This is a genomic window from Rhizobium sp. SG741, assembly GCF_012275435.1.
GTDB classification, from domain to species: Bacteria; Pseudomonadota; Alphaproteobacteria; order Rhizobiales; family Rhizobiaceae; genus Rhizobium; species Rhizobium lusitanum.
In genome coordinates this window covers 110,140-133,376 of the sequence record NZ_JAAZQP010000003.1, presented here as the reverse complement: position 1 = coordinate 133,376, position 23,237 = coordinate 110,140, and the positions used below count along the sequence as shown (strand labels likewise).

Here is a 23,237-nt window from a genome sequence, read left to right as displayed (position 1 = left end):
CGCGGCCCGGCGATTTGCGATCTTATTTGTACTGCTCGAGATTGGCAGCTGCCTTCTTCAGGGCATCCGCCGGCTCGGCCTTGCCTGTTACGACCGACTGGACCATCTCGATCATCACATTCTGGAAGCCCTTATAGTCCTTGAACAGCGGCTCGGGACCACCATAGCTGATGCCGTCGATGAACGGCTTCCAGAAGGGATCCTTCTTCTCGAACTCATCGACCATCGGAGACGGACGCAAAGGCGTGAGACCGGCGCCGCCCTGCAGCTCATATTCGCCCTGCGGACCGGGCGATGTGATGAACTTCGCAAATTCGATCGCCTTGTCCTCGACGCCGCTGCCCTTGAAGACGGCAAGGCTGTCGGTGATGAGCAACGTGCCCTGGCCCTTGGCCGCCGGGCCGAGCGGCAACGGTGCGACGCCCCAGTTGATCTTCGTTTCCTTCAGGCGATAGGCAGCGCCCGAGCCCGCCTGAAGCATGCCGACTTTGCCGTCCAGGAAGATGGCGCGCATTTCGTTCTGCTCGTAAGCAGTCGGTCCTTCGACGGAGTAAGGCGTGATGTCCTTGTAGGCCTGAAGGGCGGCCAGCACTTCAGGGCTATCGAGCACGATCTTGTCGCCGTCGATCACCTTGCCGTTGTTGGTGTAAACCCAATGGAGGAACTGGTGCATGGTGTTGTCGAAGGTCTTGGCCGAGAGGCCGTAGCCGGGGATACCCGTCTTTTCCTTGATCGTCTTGGCGTCGGCGATTTCTTCAGCCCAGGTGGTCGGCGGCTTCTCCGGATCGAGACCGGCCTGCTTGAAAAGGTCCTTGTTCCAGTAGAGCGCCTTGGTCGAGAAGGCGATCGGCACGCCCCACTGCTGGCCACCGGAGGTAACGGTACCGACGATACCCGGATAATATGTCTTCTTCTCATCGTCCGTCATCGGAATAGGAACGATGAGGTCGTTCTCCGCGAACTCCTTGAGCGTGCGCGAGCCGACATAGGCCATGGCGACCGGCGTGCCGGCTGCGGCAAGCGTCGTCGCCTTGTCCTGGCACTGTTCCCAGCCGACGACTTCGGGCTTGACCGCCCAACCCGGATTCTTGTCTTCCCATGCCTTGATATATTTCTCATGGATCGGGTCGATCTTGTCGCCGCAATAGATCCAGCTGATTTCCTTGTCGGCAGCATGGGCAGTCACAGCGCCGAGCGCGGTGGAGCCAAGCAAAGCAAGGGCAACCAGCCCCGTTTTGAAATGGAATGTCACGTTTAAGCTCCCGTTTCTCTGGTGTTTGATTGGTTTTATTGCTTCACCGCGCCGGCGGTCAGACCGCTGACGAGATACCGTTGCAGGAAGAAGATCACGACCAGCGCCGGCGCGATGCCGACGAAGCTTGCAGCCATGAGTTCGTTCCAGACGACCTCCTGCCGGCCGAAATAGGCAAACAGCCCAACCGGCAACGGCATGTATTCCGTTTTCGAATTGAAGGTGAGCGCATAGATGAACTGCTGCGCATAGGCCTCGATGAAGGAAGAAATCGCAACCACAGTGATACCAGGCATGGCGATCGGCAGAATGACGCGGCGCAGCGTGTAGAGCTGGCTCGCGCCATCGACATAGGCGGCCTCGTCGAGTTCGCGGGGAATGCGCCTGATATAGGTGTGCAGCAGCCAGATGCCCGTGGGTATGATGAAGGCCACGCCGGGTATGATCATGGCGAAATAGGTATTGAGCACGCCGAAGGAGCGCATGAGCCGGAACAGCGGGATCAGAAGAACGGCGCCGGAGAACATCTTGACGGCCAGAAAGGCGCCGAGCAACAGGCCGGCGCCCCTGAACTCGAACCGGGCGAAGGCATAGGCGGCCGGCACCACGAGGATCAGCACGATGATGGTGATCGAACCGGAGATCAGGAACGAGTTGAAGATATACCAGCCGAAGCCCGGCACGCTGGTCCACATCGTGCGATAGGCATCGAAGGACCCGTGCTCGGGGATGAAGCGGTAAGGCGATGAAAAAAGCTGGCTGAGCGGCTTGAGCGAGACCAGGAACCCTTCGATGAAGGGCGCCAGGACGAAGGTGAGGAACAGCAGGATTCCGGCATAGATGCCGATGAGCTCATACCATTTGTAACGATTGATCATCGCGGGCTGGCTCATCGCTTGGCTCCTGTGGAAAAGCGGCTGGTGAGGCGGAAATAGGCAAGGCAGAAAAGCGACAGGAAGATGCAGATCAGCACCGCGCGCGCAGCACCTTCCCCGTATTTGTAAGATCCGATCGCCGTGCGATAGGTGTCGATGATCATCGTCGTCGTCTCGCCGTTCGGGCCGCCGCGGGTCAAGATCCAAATGATGTCGAAGGAGTTGAACGTCGAAATCAGCGACAGCATCGACATGGTGACCAGAGAGGGCACCAGGAGCGGCAGCGTGATGCGGCGGAAGCGATAGAACCGGCCGGCACCGTCGGTCCAGGCGGCTTCATAGAGATCCTGCGGGATCGCCTGCATGGCCGCCAGCATATAAAGCGTCACCATCGGTACGCCGATCCAGACGTCGGTGACGATCGTCGCCCAGAAGGCCGTGCTGCCATAGGCAAGAAACGCAACCGGACTGTCGACGATGCCGAAGCGCTGCAGTAGGCCGGAAATCATGCCGAACTGGCCGTTATACATCCAGCCCCACATGAAGATGCCGATCGCCATGGGCACGATCCAGGGCGGCATGGTCAGCACCCGGAAGAGGGCACGCCCAGGAACCGCCGCATTCAACATGCTCGCGCCCAGGGTGCCGATGATCATCTTGATCGACACGGAAAAGAACGTCCAGATGAACGTGCGGACGATCACCGATGCGAATGTATCGTTGAAGATCTTGCCGTAGTTCTCGAAGCCGACCCAGTTCGTCACCCGCTTCAACGAGGCGTCGGTGAAGGACAGGATTATGGTGTCGACCAATGGATAGGCGACGATGATGGTGACGTAAAGGAGAGCCGGAAAAAGCAGGACCCAGGCGAAGATGATTGTGCTGCGTTGAACACCCATCTTGCGCCCCTCCCTAGGCTGCTCGTGAATAGAGCGCTTCGTCGAACTCGTCCCATATCGGTCGGAGATCCACGACGGTTCGCTTCATGCGTGCCTCATCCATCGAAAGCGCCAGGATGCCTGCCTCCAGCGCATTCAAGGTCGAGACCGGCAGGTGCTGCCCCGATTTGACATGCGAGATGATATCGGCCGCCATCTGCTCGTCGGCACCGTAGTGCTGCGAAAGCGCTGTGCGCGTCGCATAGGTCTTTTCGACCACCTTGTTGCCGGTCAGCATCTCATGGACGTTGAAATAGCCGCGAATGAAGTCGCCTTCCGCCATGCCGCGCGAACCCATGATGGCGAAGCGACGGAACTGGTCCGGTACGTTGAGATTGGTGTGAAAGTTCATGCCGACGCCGTTGGCGTATTCGACGATCGCCACCTGGTAATCGATTATGTCGCCATCGCTGTCGAAGACCTTGTCCGATCCCATCCAGCCGCTCGGCTTGCGATGGAAAAGCTCTAGGTCGTTGATGCCTTCCCTGGCCGGATCGTTTTCCGGAATGAAGCTCTTGCGCCCGCCGAAGCTTGCGACCCTCTCCGGACGCGCGCCGACCACGCCATTATAGAGATCGAGGTCGTGGCAGCATTTCTCCAGCATGAAGCTGCCGGAATAATGCTCGTAGCGGCGCCAGTCGCGCATGAAGAAGGCGCCGTGATAGGGCTCGATATGTTCGGACGCCTCGATGGAAACGACGTGGCCAAGCTTTCCCTCGGCCTGCGCGACCAGCAGATCGCGATACATGGGCGAATAGCGCAGGACGAGACCGACCATCAGCCTCTCATGGCCATATTTCGCCATCAGCCGGGCAAGCTCGATGCTGTCCTTGATGGTGGTGACGATCGGCTTTTCGCAGAAGATCTTGAGGCCGGCCTCAAGCCCGATGCGAATATGGTCGAGGTGCATATGGTTCGGCGAGCCGATCATCAACAGATCGAACTTTTCGTTGGCGATCAGCTCCTGGGGAGTGGCATAGGCCTTTCCGGCGGAAATGCCCTTTTCGATCAAGCCCGGCAGACCCGCCGGCTCCGGATCGACATATCCGGCGATCTCGAAGCTTTCATCAATCGCCTTGAAGACATAGCCCAGATATCCCAGGCGGAATCCCAGCCCAATGATTCCAACTCGCATGCTTTTTCAGTTCCCACTACGTAATTTATTTTCGTAAGATTGGGACAAATTTTCGCATTCGTCAACGACGTTCGCGCATTTACTCGAAAACATGAAATTTATTTTCAGATGACCGCCTAAAAATGCGCAGCCCTATCGGAAGATGCTGCGCCTCATTTCATCGCATTGCTGCTTATTTCGGCATGGCAATGGCGTTATCTGTCAGGTTCGTTATATTGCCAATACTTGTAGTTCGGCTTTCTGGTGCTGCTGGAAGTAACGCCGTCCTGCTCGCAAACATAACCCAGGCGCGGGAGGCCTCGGTAGAAATAGCCCCTAATGAAGTCATCCGGATACAAGGTGGTCGTGCGGCATTGAAATTTCTCGTCGGCCGCCATTTTGGGCTCAGTTACACCAGGCAGGTTCCTGTAAGGATAGACGGGGCGGACATATGGCTTAGGGAGAAGCGGGTTGTCGGCAAAGCCGGTCGCGGGCATGAGGCCTGCGAGGAACAGAGCAACAATGACGATTTTCGATCTGGTCCACATGAATTGCTATCGTCCTTCACCGATGCGGACGCCACGACCGTGCGCCGCGTCAATCAGATATAGTGAAGCGGATGCCGGGCGCCAACGGGCAGGTCCGCAAAATCGCGTCCGGCGGGCAATATCCATCCCGGCAGGGAACCGTTCACGAGACGTTACACCAAACAAAATGCTTTTATCTCAAAATGCAACATCCACGTGCATCAGGCATTTGCGACAAGTGATAAGCATGTTATATAGTATAGATCTTGCATTCTTCATTCCCGCCAACGCGATTTCTGTTTGTAGGAGTAACAGTCATTCTCGAACGGATTAGTCGTATTCCTCCGACCGGCGATCCCTTCATTGTTGCCGAGAGCGCGCAGCAAGTTCGCATCTATGTCATCAATCTCGATCGCTCGCGTGAGCGCTGGGAGAGATTGTGCGGCCAGGCCATGGACTACGACCTGAATATCACGCGAATTCCGGCTATCGACGGTCGTACGGTCGCGGAGAGGGATCGCGCCGATTTTCACCAGAAATCGTTCATCTACCATAACGGCCGCAAGCTGCTGCCCGGCGAATATGGCTGTTATCGCAGCCACCTGCTTGCCCTCCAGCAATTCGTCGCCAGCGGCGACAAGATGGCCATCATCATGGAGGATGACGTCGAGCTGAACGAAAGGCTGATCCCGCGTGCGATTGCCGCCATGGAGTGTGTCAACGGCGCACGCCTCGTCAAGCTGGTCAATCATCGCCTGGTCGGCTTCAAACCGATCTCGGAGACCGCCGAAAGCGATATTGTCGGACGCTGCATGCACGGCCCACAAGGATCCGCCGCCTGCTACATCGTCAATCGAAAGGCCGCCAAGAAGCTGCTCATTACGCTGAAGCCCATGCTCCTTCCGTATGACGTCGCTCTTGAGCGCGGCTGGTCCACCGGCGTCGAGACATTTGCAACGCTCGAAAATATTGCGGATTTCAGCCCGTACCGCTCCGATACGACGATCGGCAAGCGTGTGCACTATCGCGCCGTGAAGCGACATTTCCTGCTACGGGCAACCGCACACTGGTTCCGCACATGCGATCAGCTGCATCGCTGGCGCTATGCCATCAAGGTCAAGCGGGAGACGGGCATCAGCGAACGCTGACGCCGGAGCGGTTGCGCAATTGCGGACGGAAAACCACCGCGCACTTTTCCTGGAACTGCCCTACAGCGGCGCGACGTTGTCGAGATTCGGCTGAACGACGGCGAGGTCCGTTTCACGTTCGCGGTAAACCAGATCGACAACTTCACTGCTCGGCGCATAACCGGACACCAGCTTTTGCAGCATTGTCCGTGCCAGGGGTATGTCGTTCTCGTCCAGTGCCGCCTCCAGCGCCGTAAGTCGCTTCGACAGTTCCGGCCAGGCCAAAAAATCCTCCTTGGCCTGCATGATGCGCGGATGGCTCGTCGGCTGCGGGTTGTCGCCGATCAGCAATTCTTCGAAAAGCTTTTCGCCGGGCCTCAAGCCGGTGATCTCCAGCTCGATATCGCCATCGGGCTCATCCTCGTCCCTAACCGTCAGACCGGACAATTCCACCATACGGCGGGCTAGATCGGCGATGCGTACCGGCTCGCCCATATCAAGCAGAAAGACATCGCCGCCACCCGACATCGCACCGGCCTGGATCACCAGCTGCGAGGCCTCGGGAATGGTCATGAAATAACGGGTGATGTCGGGATGCGTCAGCGTGATCGGGCCGCCGTCGCGGATCTGCTGACGAAACAGCGGCACGACCGAGCCGGATGAGCCAAGCACGTTGCCGAAGCGGACCATGGAGAAATTGGTGCTGGCGACACCGGGTTTGCGACCGGCGTCCATCGCCTGCAGCACCATCTCCGCCAGCCGTTTGCTCGCGCCCATGATGTTGGTGGGACGGACGGCCTTGTCCGTGCTGATGAGGACGAAATCGTCGACGCCATAGTCACGCGCCGCCTGGGCCGTGATCAACGTGCCCAGCACGTTGTTGCGGATGCCTTCGGCGGGATTGTACTCGACAAGCGGCACGTGCTTATAGGCGGCGGCGTGATAGACGGTTTTCGGCCGCCATGCCTCCATGATCTGCCTGATGCGCTGGCCGTCCCGGACGGATGCGAGGAAGGGGATGATGCGGACATCGGCGGGTTCTGCGGATGCAGCCGATTTTTCAAGTTCGCCGTGAATGGCGTAGAGCCCGAATTCATTCTGCTCAACCAGCAGCAGGGAGGATGGGCCGTTCTTCAGGATCTGGCGGCAAAGTTCGCTGCCGATCGAGCCGCCGGCACCGGTCACCATGACGACCTTGCCTCGGATGTTCTTCTCGATCAGCGCGCGGTCGGGGACAATCACGTTGCGGCCGAGCAGATCCTCGATATCGAGTTCGCGCAGGTCGGAGACCGCGACACGGCCCTGCGCGAGCGCCGTCAAATCCGGCATGGTGCGCACGGTGACGCGAGCCTTGCGCATATCTTCGAGGATTTCGTTGCGGCGTTGCCGCGTCGCGTTCGGCAAGGCCAGCAGCACGCCCTTGATCTCGCTGGTAACCGCAAGCGCCGGCAGGTCGGTCGGATCATAGATCGGCAGGCCGCCCATGATGCTGCCCTGCAGGTTGCGATCGTCATCGAGATAGCCGACGACATTCAGCTCGGCGCTGTTGGCAAGAGCGCCCGCGAGCTGGCGACCCGAAGCGCCGGCGCCGTAGATCAGCACCTTGGCGAGCTGATTGCGGTTCAAGAGCCGCTGATAGGCATTGCCGAGCCAATAGCGCGTCCACATGCGCGACAAGCCGATAGCGATCAGCAGCAGCAGCGGCTGCAAGATGCCGACCGTGCGCGGCACACCCGGCACGCTGATCGCGGTAAAAATCGTCATGAAGGCCAGCGCGTAGATGGCCACCGCCTTGAGAACCGTCACGAAAGCCGAAAGGCCCGCATATCGGAAAATGGCGCGATAGAGACCAAGGACGATGAAGATGGGGATGGCAACAAGGAGGGAGACGATGGCCGGCAGCCATTCGACGCCTTGCAGGATGACCCAATCGTCAAGGCGCAGACAATAGGCAAACCAAACAGTCAGCACACAAAGGCTGGCGTCGACCAGCAGCGCGAGCGCACGTTTGGTGGAGCGCGGCAGTGCCAGGAACGGCAGAACGAGCTTATCCGCGGGCACCATTGGTCAGTTTCCCCTGGCGCCGGTCATCGGAACAGCGCACCGCTTCTCTCGCATAGATCGTCTCACAATGTAGCCACATGACGCATGATGATTGCATCATGCCTTCATTAGTAAAATTCAATCATTCCCAGCGCCGATTTACATCTAGAACAGCCGGCGCACAATTGCATCCCCGATATTGAAGAGGCGGAAGGCGGAAAAAGATCAATAAGGTTCACTTGGCCAGATAGCTGCGGATCACGGGATGCCGGAACAGGCCGAGGAGAATGGCGAAGGTCATGCCAAGACCTGCGCCGAACATTGCGCCGGCGATCAATCCAGCTATCATCATCACTTTCCGAGCCGGGCCATCCGCAGTTAGTGGCGGTTCAGCCTCGGAAATCACGCGAATATTGCTCTGCGACAGGTCCTGCGCATCGCTGCTCTGGCCGGATCGCTTGAGAAGCGACTCGTAGAGATCGCGGGTAGCGGTGGCCTTGCGCTGCAATTCGTTCAGGCCGACGAGCTTGCCCGACGTATTGACCTGCGATGCTTTCTGCACCGCCAGCTCCTTGGCAATATCCTGCTCGGTCCCCTGCGCCTGCTCATAGTCGGCGCGCGCCGATGTCATCTGTCGCTGCAATTCGCTCCGTATTTCCGCGGCGAGGATTTCCAGCGCGGATTTCGCCGCGAGCAGGCGGGGATGGCGGGCACCCAGCTGGCTCTGCAGGCTGCCGACATTGGCGGCAAGCGTCGCATATTGTTGGCGCAGGCTGCTCAGCGCCGTCGATGCCGTGCCGCCGGCAGGGTTGTTGGGGTTGTTGGCGACGACATCCTCGAAGCTCAGCTTGCCGGCCGCATCCGCCCGCGCCTTGGCCTCGATCGTCCTCTGCTGGGCGGTCACCAGCATGTCGTTCAGCGCCGTCAGGCGCTTGTCGGAGATCAGATTGCCCTCGACAGCAACCATGTCATTGTCGGCGCGATAAGCCTCTACCGCTTTTTCAGCTGAAAGCACCTGCTGGCGCAGATCGTCAAGCCTGCTGTCCAGCGCGCTGTTGCTTGTCTTGAAGCTCTTCGCAGCAGCTCCGCTCTCTTCCTCGATGAAGGAGGAAACGAGCTGGTTGGCGATCTTTGCCGATTTCTGCGGATCGCGCGTCGTCACCTTCGCTGTTACGACATAGGTGCTCGATTCGCGAGCGATCTGCACTGCCTTCGACAGGGTTGCCGTCGCTATGTATTTCGCTGCCTCGCCGGTGGCGCCGCCATCGAACTGCGGATCCTGATCGAGCTTCAAGGCGTCTACGACGCGGCCCAACACCCTACCCGAAGACAGGATCTGCGTCTGGCTGTCGATCATCGTCGTGATCAGTTCGGGAGCCGTCGGCGCCTGCTGCGAGGAATCGGCGCCTCCGGTGGGCCGAGGATCGAAATAAAGACTGGTCTCGGCTGAGAATTTCTGCGGGATGAGCGGAATAACGGCAGCGCCCAGCACGGCGCAGACCACCGCCAAGGCGAGAACCAGAAACTTCTTTGCCCAGATCGAGCGAATGGCGGAGCGCAGATCGATCAATGGCGTATCTGCCGCAGGTATCGGCCCCGGTTGCGGAGCGACCGGCGGTACGGCAACGGTTGCCGGTTCCGTGAGCTGCGCGGCGGCGACAGCCAACGGCTCGACAGTTAGTGGCGGCGTCGCTTCCTTTTGAAGCTCGTGCCGGTCCGGCATCTGCCTGGGCGCGGAGTTGTTGCTGCTGGCCTGATCGACTGGTTCCGATGATGTGTCGGCCTCTGCTTCGGCGACGAAGTCGCGCGGACGTAATACCGGACTGCGCAGACGCAGACCGTCGCGCTGCGCGTCAGACGGCTGCGTACCGCGCCAACCCGCAAGTCGGTTCGCTCTCCTGCTTTGTTCCATTGAGCTCATGTCAGACTTTCAATGCTCCGCAGGCCGATTCCACGCAGCAGATGCCGAGAGTTTAGAAATGTTTGGCTAACGGAACATTAAGGACACTCCCAGGAAGTCGCCATGCAGGCGCCGGTTCGGTCCGCCCCTTCATCATTATTCAATACCGTAGCCCTTATGAGAGTGACGTATTCTCGTGGACAACAGGAACGTGCAATGACGGGATCGATGACGGAATTTCTGCGCCGCCTGCTGGCCGGGACGGTCATGCTGGCCGCAGCGGTGCAGGCAGACAGCGGTTTTGCCGCGACGCAGCTCTGCTATCGGGGTGTCAATCTTTCCGGCGCGGAGTACGGCGAGCGCGACGGCGTGGCCAATGTCAACTACACCTACCCATCCGAGGAGACGGTCGGTTATTTCGCGAGCAAGGGCATGAACGTCGTGCGCCTGCCTTTCCGCTGGGAGCGGCTGCAGCCTGTGCTCGGCCAGCCTTTCGACAGAGCGGAAATGCAGCGCTTGAAGGAGGCCGTCGACCTCATCCAGAAGCACGACATGGCCGTGGTTCTCGACCCACACAATTTCGGCTACTACGACAAGACCCAGGTAACGCAAGCACCGGCAACGGATCTTGCCTTCGGCGATTTCTGGGCACGACTCGCCATCGAATTCGCCAATCGCAAGGGCGTCATCTTCGGACTGATGAACGAGCCGCACGACATCAGGGCGCCCGACTGGCTGGAGGCGGCCAATACGGCCATTCGCAGCATCCGCACGGTTGGGGCACGCAACCTCATTCTCGTCCCCGGCACGAACTGGACGGGGGCGCATAGCTGGTCTACCGACGTGCTGGGCGGCGGCGCCAACGGCACCGTCATGCTTGGGGTCAAAGATCCGCTCGATTTCTACGCCTTCGAATTCCATCAGTATCTCGATGCAGACAGTTCCGGGACGCATCCGGCATGCGATGGCAGCGACAGTGCGCGACAGGGATTGCTCGATGTCACGGACTGGCTACGCAACAACGGCAAGCGCGGCTTTCTTGGCGAATTCGGCGTGCCCGGCACACAGCCTTGCCTCGACGGGTTGAAGGCCGTTTTCGGCATCATGGCCGACAATAGCGATGTTTGGCTCGGCTGGAGCTATTGGGCAGCGGGCGAATGGTGGCCGCCAGAGGAGCCGATGAACGTGCAGCCACGCAACGGCAAGGACCGGCCGCAAATGAAGACGATCACGGCGGCAGTCGGCAAGAAAACACCCTTGGCGCCTGGCTGCACAGCCGTCAAGCCGGCCGGCTGATCGGCTGAACTTCCGCGACCGGAGCAAGCTGGTTCGGCTTTTCACTGAAAGTCTGAGCCGCTCCAGTTCCTTGTTTTCCAGCACATCCGGACGGAAAACCGCTACGCGCTTTTCCCGGAATTGCTCCAGCGGTTAGAGCTTTGTCACGAATCACGGGACTGCTATCGTTGTGACAGCCAAAGCATGCGGCAGTCGTGGACGACAGATGAGAAGCCTCACAGACAAACAGCGTATCGATTATCCGATCCTGGCGATCACGCTGTTTTCGGTGCTCTACAACTGCATCCTCGCCTATATCAACCACAATATCATGCCGCTCTCGATCTCGCACGTCGTGCTGTGCGAGGGTCTGATGATGATCTCCAGCGTGGCTTTCATCCTGAAGAAGGGGATTTACGAGGAAGACCTGCCGATCGTCCTGTTTCTCGGCTTCGCGCTGGTCATCACGATCTACATCATCGTCTTCAACCGCCTGACCTTCATCGACCAGTTCCGCAACATTCTGATCATCTTCGCGTTTGCCGGCATCGGCAGCTGGGCGAGCGAGAGAACGGTGAAGCTCGCTTTCCGGATCGCCTGCACAGCAGTGCTGTTGTTTCTCGTCTGCGAAATCGTCAGCACGCCCTTTTATGTCAGCCTGTTCCATCCCGGCGAATATTTCGAGAATACGCGCGGCATCAAGCAGGTGAGCTTCAACTCGACCGGCCTTTTCGCCAATGCCCTCGGCTTCCAGGGGCGCTTCTCCTTCGGCCTCATCGATCACCGCTCGTCATCGATCTTCCTGGAACAGGTGTCGCTCGCCAATTTCTGCGGCGTCATCGTCATCTACCTGCTCTCCTTCTGGCCGAAGCTCGCCCTCCTTGAAAAGGCGCTGTGCATCTCGACTGTGCTTTTGATCCTGCTCACCAATGACACCCGCACGATGCTGATTTTTTCCTGCGTCAGCATCGGAGGCTATTTTCTGTTTCCGAAAATCCCGAAGGCATTCAATCTGACGCTGATGCCGGTCATTATCCTCATCGGCTTCTTCGTGCATTTCATGAAGCCGGACGAGGTTGGCGACAATTTCACCGGGCGCATCGGGGTCACGATCAAGAAGATGCTGGACCTCGACATCCAGGCAATACTCGGCCTGTCGATCTCACGTATCGGCGAATTTGCCGACAGCGGCTATGTCTATCTCATCTACGGATCGACGATTTTCGGCCTCATCGTCTTCTGGCTCTTCGTCTGCCTCTATCCGGCCGGAAGGACGGCGGCGCAAAGACGCTGTGCGCATTCACTCTCTCTTTTCATTTTTCTGAATATGATGATCGGCGGTACGGCGATCTTTTCCATCAAGATCGCCGGGCTGCTCTGGCTGCTCGTCGGTTACATGCGTGTTTCCGACAACCCGCGCGCCGTTCGGGTGCAGTCGGAAAACCTAAATGAAAGTAGAGTGCCGGGCTGACGACCATTCACGTCGGCAACGGCCGCGTGAGGATCGAGATGCTTGTTCAGTTGCAGTATCTGCGTGCCATCGCCGCGCTGATGGTCGTCTATTTTCATTCGATACTACAGGTGTCGAAGGTCCAGCCCGACTTCCAGACGGATTTCTACCTTTCCGGCGAAACCGGCGTCGACATTTTCTTCGTGCTCAGCGGCTTCGTCATGTGGCTCACCACTGCCGGGCGTGAAATACGTCCGCTGGATTTCTACCGACGCCGCATCCAGCGCATCGTGCCGCTTTACTGGCTGGCGACCTTGTTCGCAGCGAGCGTGGCACTTCTCGCTCCGACATTATTGAAGTCGACGGTCTTCGATCTTCCGCATCTGATTGCCTCGCTCTTTTTCCTTCCCTGGAAAAATCCCGCCGATCCGACGATGGCGGTCCCGGTGGTCGTTCCGGGCTGGACGCTCAATTACGAAATGTTCTTCTATTTCGTGTTCGGCTTGCTGCTGCTCGTGCGCGAAAAATATCGCATTGCGGCACTCTTTGCGACGATGACGACGATCATTCTCGTCTGCCGCTTCATGCCGGGCGGCATGACGGCGGCCAAATTCTACAGCGACCCGATCATCTACGAATTCCTGGCAGGCGTGGTTCTCGCCAAGCTCTATCTCGACAAGATCCTGCTGCCGCAGGCGGTTGCCTGGCCGGCGCTGGTGGTGGGATTCTCCTTTCTGCTGATCAACGAGGCACTTTGCGACGCCAGCACCCGCGCCTATACGTGGGGCGTCCCCGCGATCGTCATCCTGTATTCGGCCGTGTCGATCGACTTTTCGAAGCTTCCGGTCATCGCGACGCTGAACTATCTCGGCGATGCCTCCTATAGCATCTATCTCACCCACGCCTTCACGCTCGCATTTCTACGTATCATTTGCGTCCATCTGAACATCCAGATTCTGACAAGTCCTCCGGTCTTCATCGTCAGCTGCATCATCTGCTCGGCAATTGGCGGCGCCATCATTCATGAGCTGACGACACCCAGCCGCTGGCGGAAATGGAAGAGGAAGCGCGCGGTCGCCGCTTGACCGCCTCCTATCAGATTTTTTGGCGTCTGCTCTCAAGACGACGGGGATACGCGGCTTAAAGGCGCAATGGGAACGGAGTTTTCCGCCGCCTGTCATAAGCTTTGTCCCACGTTCGGATCGGGGAGCTTTTCCCTGAGTGCTGATTGCGATAAGCGAGCGCCGACGATGAGCCGTTCTACGAGGGAAGAGACATGAAGAACTATGTACTGACTGTATCGTGCCAGTCGACGCGCGGGATCGTTGCGGCGATAGCCAATTATTTGGCCGACCAGGGCTGCAACATCGTCGATTCCAGCCAGTTCGACGATCTCGACACCGGCAAGTTCTTCATGCGCGTCTCCTTCATCTCCGAGCAAGGGGTCGGCCTGGAGGCGCTGGTCGAAGGCTTCAAGCCGGTCGCCGCCAAGTTCGAGATGGAGGCCGAGATCCACGATGGCAAGAAGCGCATGAAGGTGCTCTTGATGGTCTCGCGCTTCGGCCATTGCCTCAACGACCTGCTCTATCGCTGGAAGATCGGCGCGCTGCCGATCGACATCGTCGGCGTCGTCTCCAACCATTTCGACTACCAGAAGGTGGTGGTCAACCACGACATCCCCTTCCACCATATTCCGGTGACGAAGGCCAACAAGCCGCAGGCGGAAGCACGGATCATGGAGGTGGTCGAGCAGACCGGCACCGAACTGATCGTGCTGGCCCGCTACATGCAGATCCTGTCGGATTCCATGTGCCAGAAGATGTCTGGCCGCATCATCAACATCCATCATTCCTTCCTGCCGTCCTTCAAGGGGGCGAACCCCTACAAGCAGGCCTATGAGCGCGGCGTGAAGCTGATCGGGGCGACGGCGCATTACGTGACGGCCGATCTCGACGAAGGCCCGATCATCGAGCAGGACACGGCCCGCATCACGCATGCGCAGTCGGCCGATGATTACGTCTCGATCGGCCGCGACGTCGAGAGCCAGGTGCTGGCCCGCGCCATCCATGCGCATATCCACTACCGCACCTTCCTCAACGGCAACCGCACCATCGTCTTCCCGGCAAGCCCGGGAAGCTATGCATCCGAGCGGATGGGGTGAGCCCCGATCGTTCGATCCACGGCCTTTCCCGATTACAGCATCCGCCGCAGCACCTCATCCTTTCGGAAGAGGTGGTGCCAGAGGGCTGCCACGACATGCAGGCTGACGATCGCATATAGGCAATAGGCGCCGTATTCATGGATTTCGGCGGCCATTCTCTCCAGCGGCTTGTCGAGCGGCAGGAGATTAGGCCACTGGAAAAGCCCGAACCACGGCAGGTCGTAACCGCCGGCCGCGGAGGTCGTGTAGCCTGCGAGCGGCATGAGGATCATCAGCGCATAAAGCAGGATATGCACGCCCCGCGCCGCATAGTGGTTGAGGGCGTCGAGCGGCTGCCGATATGCGGGCTCGCCGAAAGAAAACCTGAGCGGCAGGCGGATTGCAATCAACGCCAGCGCCGTCATGCCGAGCGATTTATGCACATCGAGAAGGCCGCGGCGAAGCGCCGAGCCCGGCACGAGATACGAGCAATAAAGACCAAGGCCGAGAGCTGAGATGATCACAATGGCCATAGTCCAGTGCAGGATTCGCTGCGACGGTCGGTATCGGAGTGTTGGCGTATCGGACGAGGCCTCGGTAGTGTTCGGCATATGCTGGTTCTCCGGTGGTCATGGGATTTCGGCGCAAATGGGTTGATCGTCCGGAACCTGGCTGATTTGAAGGCTTGTCAATTCACCTTCTCGCGAGCTGTGACGCCCGCAATCCGAAGTGCGATTGATGTCGTGCCAAAGGCGAAAACCCTTAGCGAGGCGATGGAAATCGTCCGGCGAGACGCGGGCCGGTTGCAGCTATTCGACTGAGGTCGACATCTGGGCGGAAGCCGCGCGAAGCCTATCTTCCGACTTATGTTCGATCACCCTATCTGTTTTCGGTGATTTTCTTTAGGATGGAATGGTTTAGTGTCGACGCAAATGAACCGTCCGGGGGGATGCCATGGCTGACGCCGCGCTCGTGAACCGTATGCAACTGCAAAGACCGGATATCACGCCGGAAGACGCAGCCGAGATCCTGCAGACGCATTACGGCCTCAGCGGAGCATTGAGCGAACTCGGCAGCCAGCAGGACCGCAACTATCGCATCGATGCCGGCGACAACGCCTATGTGCTGAAGATATGCCGGGCCGAATACGAGCTGGTCGAGCTCGAAGCGCAGAACGCCGCCATCCGCCACCTGCACGGCAAGCCCGATGCGCCTCGCATACCCGATGTCGTGCCATCACTCAACGGCCGCGACATTCTCACCATCACCATCCGCGAACAGGACTATCTCGTCCGGCTGCTCGGTTTTCTCCCCGGGCAGACATTGACGCGGCGCAAACATCTCTCACCGGCGGCCGCCGCCGGTCTCGGAGCACTTTCGGCCCGGCTCGCACGCGACCTCGCCGATTTCGAGCATCCCGGCCTTCACCGGAACCTGCAATGGGACCTGCGCCGGGCCGGGCCGGTCGCCGTGCAGCTCCTGTCGGCCATAACGGACCATGAGGCACGCGACCGCATCGCCAAGGCAATGGTGGCGGCGGTCAAGCGCATCCAGCCGCTCGCGAGCGCGCTGCGCGTCCAGCCCGTCCATCACGATGTCACCGACGACAATGTCGTCAGCCACCCTGATGCGCATGGTCAGCTCGTCCCGGACGGCGTGATCGATTTCGGCGATATCATCCAGGGCTGGCTGGTCGGCGATCTCGCCGTCACCTGCGCCTCGCTGCTGCATCACGCTGATGGTAATCCCTTCCAAATCCTTCCGGCCGTCAGGGCCTATCATGCGATCTATCCGCTGGAAGAGGCCGAGGCCAAGGCCCTATGGCCCCTGATCGTCGCGCGCGCCGTCATCCTGGCCGCAAGCACCGAACAGCAGCTCGCCATCGATCCCGACAACGACTATGTGCGCGGCAATCTCGATTTCGAACGCGAGATTTTCGATGTCGCGACCGGTGCGCAACCGGATGTGATGGAGGCCGCGATCCTGCGAACGATCGGCTTCGATGTCACCCCGATCGCGACCGAAGGCTGGTCGGCGCTGCTGCCGGATATCGATCCGCGAGAGATCGTCGCTGTCGATCTTTCCGTCACCGGGCCGGATTTTATCGATGGCAACTGGCAGAAGCCTGACATGGACTGGCGGCTGCTTGCGCAGGCGGCGATTGCCTCCGGCGCGGCGGCAACGCGCTACGGCGAATTCCGCCTGTCACTCGCGGCTCCGCTCAGCATGGCGCCGCCACGGAATTTCGCTCTGCACAGTGACATCTGCCTGCCGGCCGGCGCGACGGTTGCGGCGCCCTTCCCCGGGCTTCTACAGCGTCAAGGGCAACATCTTGTCCTTGTCGGCGAAGAGATCAGCCTGCATCTCGATGGTGTCGACACCGCACTCGAAGACGGCGCGGCCATCGAACGGGGCGCGACCCTGGGCACGATCGGCAGCGAGGGATCGGCGATCGGCGGATTGCGCGTGCAGTTCTGCCGTGTGCCGACACTGGAGCCGCCGCTCTATGCTGCAGCGGATCAGGCTGATGGATGGTCTGCCGTCTGCCCCTCGCCCGCCGCTCTGCTCAATGCCGCCTGCGAAGCGCCACGGCCGGATTCCTCCTCACTGCTTTCCTTGCGCAATGCGCATTTCGCCGAGCCGCAGAAACATTATTACGAGATCCCGCCGCAGATCGAACGCGGCTGGCGCGAATTCCTGTTCGACATGCAGGGCCGCTGCTATCTCGACATGGTCAACAACGTCACCACGCTCGGCCACGCCCATCCGCGACTGACGGCGGCCATCGCGCAGCAATGGTCCCGGCTCAACACCAACTCCCGCTTCCATTATGCCGCCGTCGCGGAATTTTCCGAGCGGCTGGCAACGCTGGCGCCGGAGGGGCTCGACAGCATCTTCCTCGTCAACAGCGGCTCCGAAGCCAACGATCTGGCCATTCGCCTCGCCTGGACGCATACCGGCAAGAGAAACATGCTCTGCCTGCTGGAGGCCTATCATGGCTGGACAGTCGCGAGCGACGCCGTCTCCACCTCGATTGCCGACAATCCGCAGGCGCTGACGACGCGGCCCGACTGGGTCCATCCCGTCATTTCCCCCAATACCTATCGCGGCCCATTCCGGGGCCCTGACTCCGGCCCCGATTATCTCGACGACGTCGCCGCAAAATTGCAGGCCATCGACCAAAAGGGCGACGGCCTTGCGGGCTTCATCGCGGAGGCGGTCTACGGCAATGCCGGCGGCATCACCCTGCCCCATGGCTATCTTGCCGGCGTCTATGATGCCGTGCGGCAACGCGGCGGCCTCTGCATCGCCGATGAGGTGCAAGTGGGCTATGGCCGGCTCGGCGAGCACTTCTGGGGCTTCGAGAGCCAGGGCGTCGTGCCCGATATCATCACCATCGCCAAGGGCATGGGCAACGGCCATCCGCTCGGCGCTGTCATCACGCGCCGCGAGATTGCCGAATCGCTCAAAAAGGAAGGCTATTTCTTCTCGTCTGCCGGCGGCAGCCCGGTAAGCTCCATCGTCGGGCTTACGGTTCTCGACATTCTGAGGGACGAAAACCTGCAGGAAAACGCCCAGCTCATCGGCGATCGTCTGAAGGCGGGGCTGATCGCGCTCATGGAGCGCTTTCCCCTGATCGGCGCGGTGCACGGCATGGGCCTCTACCTCGGCGTGGAGTTCGTCCGCGACCGTGAAGCGCTGACGCCCGCCACCGAGGAGACGGCCGCGATCTGCGAGCGCCTGCTCGATCTCGGGGTCGTCATGCAGCCGACCGGCGATCACCTGAACGTGTTGAAGATCAAGCCGCCGCTCTGCCTTTCCGCCGAGAGTGCCGATTTCTTCGTGAAGGCGCTGGAAAAGGTACTTGGAGACGGATTTTGATCCGTCCAACAGCGCCATTAACCATTAGGGTAATTTAGCGGCGGGTGAATTTTAATGCCGCCGGGGCATTGCCGAATCTCTCGTTCATTCCTACTTGTCTGTCGGTGATCGGCAATACCGTTCCACTAGGGAAAGTTGCGCGGAGGTCGACACAACCTACCCCGCAATTAGCCAGGTACGGAATTGTATTTCCCCGATCGTCGACATTTTGACATCTTTCGGAATATGTTTCTGGAGATGTATTTGTTATTATCTACTAAGATTGTAGATAATAGCACATCGGATCACCGGCTCTGGAATCGGAGCCTTAACAAGTACAACACCAACTAGGGACGTGACATGCTGAAAGTTAAAGCCATCGCTTCGATCCTTGGGCGGTCCGTGCTTGGCCATGACCGCTCGGGCGCGCTCTCCAGCCCGCGCTGTCGAATGTGACGTTCGTCCCCTTACCGGATTCAAACAGTCAATTCGCCATGTCTGCGCCGATAGCGGTGCGGAGGGAGTATATTTATGAAGAAGCAAGTTATCGAATACGCCGGCGTTCCGGTCGGCATCGTCGTTCCCGATCAGGATCGGCTCAAGTTCATTGCTGTGAAATATCACGTCCATGATCTGGACGAGCAGCATTTCAGAAATGCAGACGAAGTGAAGCTCGCGATCCGCGATCTCCTTTCCCGCCAACAGGCAAAGCCGATCCACGTTTGATGGATCGGCCTTGCCGCCACTTTTACATTCCAATCACCCGCCCTCGCCCTTCGAGGGTCGCTACGCTCTCACCTCAGGGTGAGGGCTGATCTTTCCGATAGAATCAACCGGACCTGTCCTGCTTTCGCCTTCGAAATCAGGTTTTATTGCATTCCACGCGAGGCCACTCCGCCCTCATGGTGAGGTGGCCCGAAGGGCCCTGGAACCACGAGGGTCGGCCCCGACGCTCCAACAAACCCATCTTGTCTTTTCATCCTCTTTACGGTCCTATCGCCATGACAGCCTCGCGCTGCAAAAGGCGAAGGATTTTTCATTGGCTGCTCTTCTCAATCTCCTGACCGATATCGAAGGCGTCGCCGTCGGTCATTCCACCGATCTTGCGCTCGGCTCCGGCGTCACCGCCATCATCTTCGATGAGCCGGCGGTCGCCTCCTGCACAGTGCTCGGCGGCGCGCCGGGCGGACGCGATACCGCGCTGCTGGATCCGGCCATGACGGTCGGGGTGGTGGATGGCCTCGTTCTTTCAGGCGGTTCCGCCTTCGGGCTCGATGCGGCCGGCGGTGTTCAGGCGGGTCTTCGCGAAATCGGCCGTGGCCTGCAGGTCGGCGACGCGCGGGTGCCACTTGCGCCGCAGGCGATCCTTTTCGATCTCATCAATGGCGGCAACAAGGACTGGGGCCTGCATTCGCCCTATCGCAATATGGGCTATGCCGCCTTCAAAGCTGCGGGCAAAGGGCCGTTTGCACTCGGCAGCGTCGGCGCCGGTACAGGTGCCACGACGGCTACGGTCAAGGGCGGGCTCGGTTCGGCCAGCGCCGTCAGCAGCAAGGGATACCGGATCGCCGCCATCGTCGCCGTCAACGCGCTTGGCTCCGCCACCATCGGCGACGGCCCACATTTCTGGGCCGCTCCTTTCGAGGAGAATGGCGAATTCGGCGGGCTCGGCATGCCGAAAACCATTGATACACGCTTGCGGCTGAAGGGCACCAATGTCACCGCCACGACGATCGGCGCCATCGTTACCGATGCACGGCTGACCAAGGCGGAGGCACATCGCCTGTCGATCTTAGGCCATGACGGCTTTGCCCGCGCCCTGTTGCCGACGCATCTGCCGCTGGACGGTGATACGATATTTGCGGCCTCCACCGGCAAGCATGATCGCGACGACATGCCGAGCTTCATGGAGCTCTGCCACCTCGCCGCCATCGTCATGGCTCGCGCGATCGCCCGCGGCGTTTACGAGGCGGCGGCGCTGCCGATCGACGGCACGCAGCCCGCGTGGCGGGATCGCTTCGCCAAGCCTGTCGCCTAGCCGGAGGTTTCGCGCATGCAGATCCGGGCGCTGATCTATTTCGACGAGCTGGTGCGCACCAGTTCGATGCGCCAGGCGGCCGAAAACCTGAATGTGGCGCCGACGGCCATCAGCCGGCAGATCGAGAATCTCGAATATCACTTCGGCACGCAGCTGGTGGAGCGCAGCGCCCGTGGCGTCAAGCTGACGGCCGCCGGCGAATTGCTGGCCGCACGCGCCGGCCGGACGCTGCGCGAACTCGAGCATGTGCATCAGTTGATCGAAGACCTGAAGGGCCTCCAGCGCGGCCGCGTCAGCATCTATGCCAATGGTGCTGCGGTCGCCAATATCCTCGCTCCCGCGCTTGCCGAATTCAGCCTGCGCTATCCGGGGCTTCGCTTCGAGGTGACCGTCACCAGCGCTCGCGGCGCCATCGAAGCCGTCAACAGTGCCGAGGCCGATATGGCGGTGACGCTGTTTGCGCCGCCACTTTCGGGAACCAAAGTGCGCCTGCGCTCCGAGCTGATTTACGACGTGATCCTCGCGGCCTCGCATCCGCTCGCGGGTAGCAAGGAGATCACTATGGCCGAAATCGCCGCGCAAGCGCTTGCCGTGCCCGACCGCTCCTTCGGTGCGAGGCAAGCCTTCGACGCCCTATTCGAGCGCGAAGGGCTGACGCTCGATCCGGTATTCGAGACTGGATCGCTGGAAATGCAGAAGGAGCTGGTGCTGCGTGGCGCTGCGATCACCATGCTGCCGGCGCTGACGGTGCAGCGGGAGACCGCGGCAGGCCAGCTTATCGCCTTGCCCGTCGCTGATGGTAAGGGAGTGAGGACACCGATCGACCTGTGCGTCGCTCCCGACCGCCAGCTTTCCTTTGCCGCCGGCAAGCTGCTTGATTTCATCGAGCGCTTCATGCGCCAGCAACTGACCGCCAAGGAGAGGCAGGATTGATCGAAATACTGTAGATGACGGAATTCAGTGTAGCGATATCGGCTACACTGAGCACACATTTTCAGAATTGAGTGTACGCCCGCGAGATGACACTATCTTGAAAAGACCGTATGCCGGAAGGGAAGCCGGACTTGCGGACAAAAGCAAGGGAACTAAAATGACCACGTTTTTACGCCCGAGCCTCGGCGATTTTGCGCGCCGCCTCGCCTGCGGTGCGGCGCTTTCCGCCGGTCTTTTGATGCTTGGTCTAACGCCAGCGGAAGCTGCCAAGACGACGCTCAATCTCGGCATGAGCGTCGAGCCGACCGGGCTCGATCCGACGATCGCAGCACCCGTCGCGATCGGTCAGGTCACCTGGCAGAATATCTTCGAGGGGCTCGTTGCCATCGACGAAAGCGGCAAGATCGTGCCGCAGCTCGCAAAGAGCTGGGAAATATCTGCCGATGGCCTGACCTATACGTTCAAGCTGCAGAGCGGCGTCAAATTCCATGATGGCGAGGCCTTCGATTCGGCAGCGGCGAAATTCGCGCTCGATCGCGCCCGCGGCAAGGATTCCGTCAATCCGCAGAAGCGCTTCTTCGCGACCATCGCCTCGATCGATACGCCGGATCCGGAAACTCTGGTCCTGCATCTTTCCTCGCCGACCGGCAGCCTGCTCTACTGGCTCGGTTGGCCCTCTGCGGTCATGGTCGGACCGAAATCCTCCGCCAACGACAAGACGACGCCCGTCGGCACCGGCCCGTTCAAGTTTTCCTCTTGGGCGAAGGGTGACCATGTCGAACTCACCAAGAACCCCGATTACTGGAACAAATCCGTCGACGTGAAGCTCGAGAAGGTCACCTTCCGCTTCATTTCCGACCCGCAGGCCGAAGCTGCGGCCCTGAAAGCCGGCGATGTCGACGCCTTTCCGGAATTCGCCGCGCCCGAGCTGATGAGCTCCTTCGACGGCGACCCCAGGCTGATGACCAAGATCGGCAATACCGAGCTGAAGGTCGTGGCCGGTATGAACAATACGCGCAAGCCCTTCAACGACAAGCGCGTGCGCCAGGCGCTGATGATGGCGCTCGACCGCAAGACGATCATCGAGGGCGCCTGGTCCGGTTTCGGCACGGCGATCGGCAGCCACTACACGCCGAACGATCCCGGCTACAAGGACCTGACGGGCACGCTTCCCTATGATACGGCGAAGGCCAAGGCGCTGCTCGCCGAAGCCGGCTATCCAAACGGCTTCAGCTTCACCATCAAGACACCGCAGATGGCCTATGCGCCGCGCAGCGCCCAGGTGATGCAGGCCATGTTCGCCGATATCGGCGTGACGATGAACATCGAGCCGACCGAGTTTCCGGCCAAGTGGGTGCAGGACGTCTTCAGCGGCCGCAACTACGATATGACCATCGTCGCTCATGCCGAGCCGCTTGATATCGATATCTATTCGCGCGACCCTTATTACTTCAACTACAAGAACCCTGATTTCAACGAGCTGATGAAGAAGATCCAGCTCACTGCCGACCCAGTCGAGCAGAACAAGCTTTACGGGGAGGCGCAGACCATTCTCGCCGAGGATGTGCCCGCACTCTTCCTCTTCGTCATGCCGAAGCTCGGCGTCTGGGACAAGAAGCTGAAGGGCCTCTGGGAAAGCGAGCCTATTCCCTCGAACGTCCTTACCAACGTTTCCTGGGAAGACTGACCTCTTTCGCCTGCAGGCGCGGACGGGCGAATCGTTTCGCCCGCCGCCAACCATTTCGATGCCGGGCATGATCGGCC

18 protein-coding genes are annotated in these 23,237 nt (G+C 59.9%); 10 read left to right on the top strand and 8 right to left on the bottom strand.

Translation table 11 applies throughout. The annotated features are described in order from the left end of the window. Window positions 1–22 precede the first annotated feature (22 nt). The 5 genes from FHT29_RS09065 to FHT29_RS09045 form a co-directional block, all read right to left on the bottom strand. Window positions 23–1,252: an ABC transporter substrate-binding protein gene (locus FHT29_RS09065; protein WP_037197153.1), complete on the bottom strand. Its 1,230-nt coding sequence runs from the start codon at window positions 1,250–1,252 to the stop codon at window positions 23–25. 35 nt (window positions 1,253–1,287) lie between these two features. Beyond that, window positions 1,288–2,145 carry a carbohydrate ABC transporter permease gene (locus FHT29_RS09060; RefSeq protein ID WP_034514198.1) on the bottom strand — a complete coding sequence of 286 codons (858 nt, stop codon included), beginning with the start codon at window positions 2,143–2,145 and terminating at the stop codon, window positions 1,288–1,290. Continuing rightward, a complete protein-coding gene (locus FHT29_RS09055) occupies window positions 2,142–3,026 on the bottom strand; it encodes a sugar ABC transporter permease (RefSeq protein WP_037197151.1) in 885 nt (294 codons plus the stop codon). The genes FHT29_RS09060 and FHT29_RS09055 overlap by 4 nt, the downstream gene beginning before the upstream one ends. A gap of 13 nt (window positions 3,027–3,039) precedes the next feature. Continuing rightward, on the bottom strand, window positions 3,040–4,200 hold the full coding sequence (locus FHT29_RS09050; protein ID WP_037197150.1) for a Gfo/Idh/MocA family oxidoreductase: 1,161 nt from the start codon (window positions 4,198–4,200) through the stop codon (window positions 3,040–3,042). A gap of 194 nt (window positions 4,201–4,394) precedes the next feature. After that, on the bottom strand, window positions 4,395–4,727 hold the full coding sequence (locus tag FHT29_RS09045) for a hypothetical protein (protein WP_047556371.1): 333 nt from the start codon (window positions 4,725–4,727) through the stop codon (window positions 4,395–4,397). A 245-nt stretch (window positions 4,728–4,972) separates the two neighbouring features. Between FHT29_RS09045 and FHT29_RS09040 the strand changes: the two genes are divergently transcribed. Further along, window positions 4,973–5,854, top strand: a complete 882-nt coding sequence (locus FHT29_RS09040) for a glycosyltransferase family 25 protein (RefSeq protein ID WP_246703015.1) — start codon at window positions 4,973–4,975, stop codon at window positions 5,852–5,854. Window positions 5,855–5,914: 60 nt separating this feature from the next. Here FHT29_RS09040 and FHT29_RS09035 read toward each other — a convergent pair whose 3' ends face one another. Both FHT29_RS09035 and FHT29_RS09030 read right to left on the bottom strand, forming a co-directional pair. Then, on the bottom strand, window positions 5,915–7,897 hold the full coding sequence (locus FHT29_RS09035) for a nucleoside-diphosphate sugar epimerase/dehydratase (RefSeq protein ID WP_037197147.1): 1,983 nt from the start codon (window positions 7,895–7,897) through the stop codon (window positions 5,915–5,917). Window positions 7,898–8,111: 214 nt separating this feature from the next. Continuing rightward, entirely contained in the window at window positions 8,112–9,797 is a 1,686-nt protein-coding gene (locus tag FHT29_RS09030) for a GumC family protein (RefSeq protein ID WP_047556372.1), read from the bottom strand. Between the two features lie 195 nt (window positions 9,798–9,992). On the opposite strand from FHT29_RS09030, the gene FHT29_RS09025 reads away from it, so the two are divergent. From FHT29_RS09025 to purU, 4 genes are all read left to right on the top strand, one after another. Then, window positions 9,993–11,072 (top strand): glycoside hydrolase family 5 protein, encoded by a 1,080-nt coding sequence (locus tag FHT29_RS09025; RefSeq protein ID WP_047556374.1) that lies wholly within the window; start codon window positions 9,993–9,995, stop codon window positions 11,070–11,072. 205 nt (window positions 11,073–11,277) lie between these two features. After that, the gene (locus FHT29_RS09020) at window positions 11,278–12,522 is read left to right on the top strand and encodes a hypothetical protein (protein ID WP_052212125.1); all 1,245 of its coding nucleotides are present in this window, start codon (window positions 11,278–11,280) and stop codon (window positions 12,520–12,522) included. 38 nt (window positions 12,523–12,560) lie between these two features. Then, window positions 12,561–13,586 (top strand): acyltransferase, encoded by a 1,026-nt coding sequence (locus FHT29_RS09015; protein ID WP_037197143.1) that lies wholly within the window; start codon window positions 12,561–12,563, stop codon window positions 13,584–13,586. A 191-nt stretch (window positions 13,587–13,777) separates the two neighbouring features. After that, a complete protein-coding gene (purU, locus tag FHT29_RS09010; protein ID WP_092575736.1) occupies window positions 13,778–14,662 on the top strand; it encodes a formyltetrahydrofolate deformylase in 885 nt (294 codons plus the stop codon). Window positions 14,663–14,694: 32 nt separating this feature from the next. Here purU and FHT29_RS09005 read toward each other — a convergent pair whose 3' ends face one another. After that, window positions 14,695–15,252 (bottom strand): cytochrome b, encoded by a 558-nt coding sequence (locus FHT29_RS09005; protein WP_037200963.1) that lies wholly within the window; start codon window positions 15,250–15,252, stop codon window positions 14,695–14,697. Window positions 15,253–15,595: 343 nt separating this feature from the next. Between FHT29_RS09005 and FHT29_RS09000 the strand changes: the two genes are divergently transcribed. The 5 genes from FHT29_RS09000 (at window position 15,596) to FHT29_RS08980 (ending at window position 23,160) form a co-directional block, all read left to right on the top strand. Further along, window positions 15,596–18,523, top strand: coding sequence for an aminotransferase (locus FHT29_RS09000; protein ID WP_168599599.1), 2,928 nt, complete (start codon window positions 15,596–15,598; stop codon window positions 18,521–18,523). 510 nt (window positions 18,524–19,033) lie between these two features. Beyond that, window positions 19,034–19,228, top strand: coding sequence for a hypothetical protein (locus FHT29_RS08995; protein ID WP_015338438.1), 195 nt, complete (start codon window positions 19,034–19,036; stop codon window positions 19,226–19,228). Window positions 19,229–19,541: 313 nt separating this feature from the next. Continuing rightward, window positions 19,542–20,540, top strand: coding sequence for a P1 family peptidase (locus tag FHT29_RS08990; protein WP_168599598.1), 999 nt, complete (start codon window positions 19,542–19,544; stop codon window positions 20,538–20,540). 15 nt (window positions 20,541–20,555) lie between these two features. After that, window positions 20,556–21,473 carry a LysR family transcriptional regulator gene (locus tag FHT29_RS08985; protein ID WP_168599597.1) on the top strand — a complete coding sequence of 306 codons (918 nt, stop codon included), beginning with the start codon at window positions 20,556–20,558 and terminating at the stop codon, window positions 21,471–21,473. A 157-nt stretch (window positions 21,474–21,630) separates the two neighbouring features. Continuing rightward, window positions 21,631–23,160 carry an ABC transporter substrate-binding protein gene (locus FHT29_RS08980; RefSeq protein ID WP_168599596.1) on the top strand — a complete coding sequence of 510 codons (1,530 nt, stop codon included), beginning with the start codon at window positions 21,631–21,633 and terminating at the stop codon, window positions 23,158–23,160. Window positions 23,161–23,237: the final 77 nt, after the last annotated feature.